The sequence below is a fragment of the Siminovitchia fortis genome, from assembly GCF_007681465.1.
Classification (GTDB): domain Bacteria; phylum Bacillota; class Bacilli; order Bacillales; family Bacillaceae_C; genus Siminovitchia; species Siminovitchia fortis.
The window spans coordinates 1-5,558 of record NZ_VEKZ01000099.1; the positions used below are offsets into that span (position 1 = coordinate 1).

A 5,558-nucleotide genomic window follows, 5' to 3' on the forward strand; every position below is an offset into this window, starting at 1 on the left:
TGAAAATGGGTAAAATCAGCCTGCTTTTCAAGCTTTTAACAAACTACGTCACGGATTCAGGATTAACAGAGATCTTTTTAAAACAACCGTGTATCTGTACTCAGTGGAATAATAAATGAAAAATAAATTCAGCAGGCAAGCAATCAAATAACCCAATGTTGTTGCATAAACTGCTCCAGCCGTTTCAAATATTTTTATGAGGGGAATGTTCAGAATTAATTTTGTTAACAATCCCATCGACAAACTGAGAACAGTCATCTTTTGCATGTTGATCCCCTGCAAAACTGCTGCTGATATTGAAAAGACAGCAAACAGAATCGCGGCAGGAGCGTAGATGGCGAGGATTTCCGTTCCAAGCGGGTTATGACCATAAAAAACGGTGTAGATCGGACCGGCCAAAATAGAGATTCCGATCACAGCCGGTATGGTGATAAATAAGACAATTTGGAACGCCCTATCAAGTTCACGGCGGAACTTTTCCATATTTCCGCTGGCGTATGAACTTGTCACAGCTGGTATAAGCGCCATCGAAAAAGCAGTGGCAAGCGTCATCGGAATAACAACCAGCTTTTGAGTGTTAAAATTTAAGATCCCAAAGGCCGATTTTACAATATCATCCAAACCAATGGAAGCCATTGCCCTGCTGAAAGTCAGGTTGTCTATAAACTGAAATAACGGCATTGCAATGCCTACTACAACAAATGGGATCGAAGAAAAAAAGATCTCCCTTTGTATTTCAGCCATGGATGTTCCCGCTTTATTCTGGTCCTTAGCTGCAAGTTGTTTTAAGTAGGGCATTTGTTTATTTAAGTAGATTAAAAGAACAATCGTGCTTCCTATGGCACCAATTGCAGCTGCGAATGTTGCGACACTAACCGCTGTTACCAACTTGCCTCCGAAAATTTTTAAGACGACAAATGCACCGCTTAATAGGAAAATAATCCTTACGATCTGTTCAACAACCTGTGAAACAGCCGTCGGCCTCATATCTTCATGACCTTGAAAAAAACCGCGGATAATACTCATCGCCGGCACCAGAATTAATGCAAAGCTGACTGCCCGTATCACAGTCGTCAAATCTTCCGAAGAAAATCCTTTATTGCCGTAGCTTCCGAATTCCGCCAAAAACGGAGCAGCAGAAAACATGGCAAGAAAAGCCAAGACACCGGTAATGATCATTATTTTAAAACTCGATTTAAAAATTCTTTGGCTGACCGAATATTGACCAAGTGCATTATATTTGGAAATGACTTTTGATACAGCAAGCGGAATTCCCGCCGTGGCAATGCTCATAAAGATCGTGTACGGAATATAGGCATATGCATACAAGCCAACCCCTTCCCCGCCCAAAAGCATATTAAAAGGGATGACGTACAACAGACCAAGAATTTTGGATAATACCGAGCCAAGGGTAAGAATGAACGCCCCTTTGATTAATGTAGAAGACATTTATTTATTTCCTGCCTGTTTAATAGATTTCTTTATAAGTTGAGCATATCACAAATATCTGCTAAATGAGGAAATATTCATTCACTTTTAAACTATTAATTGCTGGTTCAGGAAAGGAGGATTTTTCAGGAGATAAAAAGTTTGATGTTCACGTTAATTGATAAATTACTTGAGCCCTTCACATTATTGTTTTACTTTTACCTCTGTAAAATATTTAAACGCTTCTTCTATTTGGGGCAGTTTTGCAATAATAATGGCTGAATCTTCATCAGCATTTGGAATGTTTTGAGGCAGCTCGCTTTCAGGCATTGTTTTTGCCATTTCAATATTTCGAGCGTCCTCAATTGAGTCTACAATGATAAATTTTGATTTGTTATTTACTTCTTTTTCAGGAGCAGGTTTTACAACCGTTTGTTTGGCGTCACCTTTTGGCAGCCAACAGATAATGAAAATGGCACAAACGCACGCAGCAGCCGAAATGAACTTTTTCAAGATAAGAACCTCCCTTTAAGGTAAATAAATCTTTATACTATCATACTGAAAGGTGAACAGAAAAAGAATAAAGAAATCCCGGCAACATTCTCTATGCTTTTCACCCTCTATTAGATACATCAGTACATATAAATTATGAATAGCCCTCTTATCATTTTCATACATTTATATATCCGCATATATCAGGAGGGAGATTCATTGTTTAAAACTAGCAGCCCAACTACCACTTTAATTAACTTTCTAATCGGCTTAACCATTTTAACGATGACTACTTTTTTAATCGCAGTCATCATCTCATTCAATTCTGCTCTCTCTTCCGCTGCTATTAAATCTATACTAAGCAAAGTGAATATGGACAGTGTACTGGTAGAGTTGATAAGATCAGAAGTTCATGCACTGCCCCCATCAGAGAATCTTCCGTCACTTACGGAACTTTCATTGGACCTTCTAATCAATATTAAACCGAAGGACGTTAGAACTTTTCTTGGAAATGAAATTCCGGGATTAGCTCTTTATCATACGGAAATTGCGGTTGCCGGGCAGGGAACGAATATTACGAATCTTCCTATCGAGTCTCCTCCTCCGCAATTTCATTTGTTGGAGGAGACTGACGAACCCGAAGACAATAAAAAAGATGAGGACAATCGTTCGAAAAATAAAAACAAGACGGTTTTCATATATCATTCTCATAGCTGGGAAGCTTATAAGCCATTGTTGAAAAATTCGGCCCAGACCTCAAGCAACAATGAAAAAGCAAATGTTATTGCAGTGGGGGAAACATTAAAAAACAAACTGGAGGATAAAGGGATTGGCGTAGAGCATTCAAAAAAGAATGTATCACAAGCATTAACATCCCGTAACTGGAATTACTATCAATCATATGCACTATCAAGAGAGACCGTTCAAGAAGCGATGGGTAATAATGATAAGCTCAAGTTCTTTATTGATATACACAGGGACGCCCAGCCCAAAAAAGTTACAACCGCAGTCATCAATCAAAAAAGGTATGCCAAATTATTCTTTGTTGTTGGCAAGGAATACAAAAATTATGAAAAGAATCGTGCCTTTGCCGAGAAATTACATGCAGAAATTGAAAAGAAGTACCCGGGTATCAGCCGTGGGGTTTTTGTTAAAGGGAAAAGCGAAGGTGATGGAGTATATAACCAGGATTTAACCGAACATGCCCTTCTGATAGAATTTGGTGGAGTTGACAATGATATGACGGAATTATCCAACTCTGCCGAAGCACTTGCAGATGTCTTTAGTGAATACTATTGGGGAGAGTCCGGAATTTAAAAGATCTCCCCATTGAAACTATTCATTTTCACAGTCGTAGATATAGTTAAGGAGGGCGTTTAATTGGTGAATGTTGGTGACATTATATTTCAATTCATAATGCTGCTATTTATATTGGGTATTACTTTCGCTATATTTTTAGTTGTGCGCTCATTAGTCAATAATCAGTCAAGGTCAAAAAATATGGAGCAAAAACTCGATAAGATCATCGAAATGCTTGAAAAAGAAAAACAGGAGTAGCAGCATATGGGGCATGACCTAGGTCCAAGCCTGCCAAGTCATGCCCTCTCCAATCAATTCACCTTTTCATCCTCGGATCAAGTGCATCCCTCAGTCCATCCCCCATCAGATTGAATCCCAACACTGTAAGCATAATGGCTATCCCCGGAAAAAATACAGTCCATGGAGCCTGGATGATGAAGTCTTTCGAATCAGCAAGCATCTTTCCCCATTCGGGTGTCGGCGGCTGCGCCCCCAGTCCAAGGAATCCCAAGGCCGCCGCTTCAATGATGGCCGTTGCAATGGAAAGGGATCCCTGCACGATGATCGGCGCCAGGCTGTTGGGCAGGACATGATGAAAAAGAATTCTGCCGTCCGTCATTCCAATCGCTTTTGCCGCCGTTATATACTCCTCCTCTTTTACGCTGAGCACCCTTGAACGGAGCAACCGTCCAAATGTCGGTACGTTGATAACCGCGATGGCAATCATGGCGTTTTGCAAAGACGGCCCAAGGATGGCGACAATCGCAATGGCCAGCAATATACTTGGAAATGCCAAAAGAATATCAAAAATTCTCGATATGATGCCGTCCACCCATCTTCCGTAATAGCCGGCAATAATTCCAAGCAAGGAGCCCACTATCACCGATCCGCTGACTGCCAGAAATCCGACACGCAGGGAAATGCGTGCACCATAAATGACCCGGCTCAATATGTCACGGCCGAACTCATCCGTTCCAAACCAATGTTTACTTGACGGCGGTAGATGTTTATTCGCCAACTCCGTTTCTTTGAATCCATATGGGGCAATCAAATCCGCGAATATGGCCAGTAAAATGAAAAACAGGACGATGCCAAGCCCCAATAAGGCCGCCTTGTTTTTTCTAAAGCTCCGCCACGCTTCCTTCCAAGGGGAAATGATTTGTTCTTCTTCATTTACATTCATGTTTGCATGGTTTGGAGGCAATTTCGCTGCTGGTTCAATCATTGTCTTTCCCCCTATCGGTATTTAATTCGCGGATCGATCGCTGCGTACAACAGATCCACCGTTAAATTGATTAAGACGAAAATGGTGGCCACAACCAGAATTCCTGATTGAATGACCGGATAATCGCGGAATTGAATTGCATCATAAATATAACTTCCGATTCCCGGCCATCCGAAAATCGTTTCCGTCAAGATCGCTCCGCCCAAAAGCAGGCCGGTCTGCAACCCGATGACCGTCAACACGGGAATAAAGGCGTTTTTTAAAGAATGTTTATAAACAACCCAAAACATGCTCATCCCTTTGGCACGGGCAGTCCTGATATAATCAGAACGCATCACTTCCAGCATGCTTGACCGCGTAATCCGGGCGATGATCGCCATGGGAATCGTGGCCAGGGCTAAACTTGGCAATACAAGGTGTTTAATGACTTCAACAAACTGATCAAACCTTCCCTGCATCAATGTATCAATTAAATATAGATAAGTAATTGGTTCAACCGGGTCCCGAATATTGTCGCGTCCTGTCGTCGGGAACAAATCAAGCTGAATGGAGAAAACATACTGCTCCATCAAACCGAGCCAAAAGATCGGCATGGAAACACCAATCAGAGCCAGCAGCATGGCTATATAGTCAAACCATGAATTTTGAAACCATGCCGAAATAATGCCCGCGTTGACTCCAATGATGATCGCAATCAGCATGGCAGCCAACGCCAGCTCCATGGTTGCTGCCAAATATGGCCATACTTCCTGGCTGATCGGGCTTTGGGTGCGGATCGACATTCCTAAGTCTCCGGTCAACAGATTTTTGACATAATCGAAAAACTGTATATATAAGGGCTGATCAAGACCCAATTGCTTATTTAATGCCTCAACGGCTTCTTCCGTCGCCTGTTGCCCCAAAATGATCTGGGCCGGATTTCCCGGGATTGCATGGATGAGGGAAAATACAATCAGTACCATCCCCAGCAGGACAGGGATTAACAATGTCAGCCGTCTTATCGTGTATGTGAGCATTCGATCACCTTTCTTGAAAAATTTGCATGGCTGCGGATAAGAAAAACCGGGCAAAAACCGCCCGGTCCTTTTTTGTTTAGAGGATATCCGATAATTTG

At 41.8% G+C, this 5,558-nt stretch carries 6 protein-coding genes; 2 read left to right on the plus strand and 4 right to left on the minus strand.

Annotated elements, in window-relative coordinates:
• Nucleotides 1-48 precede the first annotated feature (48 nt).
• A complete protein-coding gene (locus FS666_RS18685; protein ID WP_144463716.1) occupies nt 49-1,449 on the minus strand; it encodes a putative polysaccharide biosynthesis protein in 1,401 nt (466 codons plus the stop codon).
• Between the two features lie 183 nt (nt 1,450-1,632).
• On the minus strand, nt 1,633-1,941 hold the full coding sequence (locus FS666_RS18690; protein WP_144463715.1) for a hypothetical protein: 309 nt from the start codon (nt 1,939-1,941) through the stop codon (nt 1,633-1,635).
• Between the two features lie 198 nt (nt 1,942-2,139).
• On the opposite strand from FS666_RS18690, the gene spoIIP reads away from it, so the two are divergent.
• Complete coding sequence (gene spoIIP, locus FS666_RS18695; RefSeq protein WP_244943966.1) at nt 2,140-3,237, plus strand: stage II sporulation protein P; 1,098 nt, start codon at nt 2,140-2,142, stop codon at nt 3,235-3,237.
• Nucleotides 3,238-3,303: 66 nt separating this feature from the next.
• A complete protein-coding gene (locus FS666_RS18700; protein ID WP_144463718.1) occupies nt 3,304-3,477 on the plus strand; it encodes a DUF4083 family protein in 174 nt (57 codons plus the stop codon).
• 58 nt (nt 3,478-3,535) lie between these two features.
• Here FS666_RS18700 and FS666_RS18705 read toward each other — a convergent pair whose 3' ends face one another.
• On the minus strand, nt 3,536-4,402 hold the full coding sequence (locus FS666_RS18705; protein WP_144463717.1) for an ABC transporter permease: 867 nt from the start codon (nt 4,400-4,402) through the stop codon (nt 3,536-3,538).
• 53 nt (nt 4,403-4,455) lie between these two features.
• Nucleotides 4,456-5,460 (minus strand): ABC transporter permease, encoded by a 1,005-nt coding sequence (locus FS666_RS18710; RefSeq protein WP_144463714.1) that lies wholly within the window; start codon nt 5,458-5,460, stop codon nt 4,456-4,458.
• Nucleotides 5,461-5,558 lie beyond the last annotated feature (98 nt).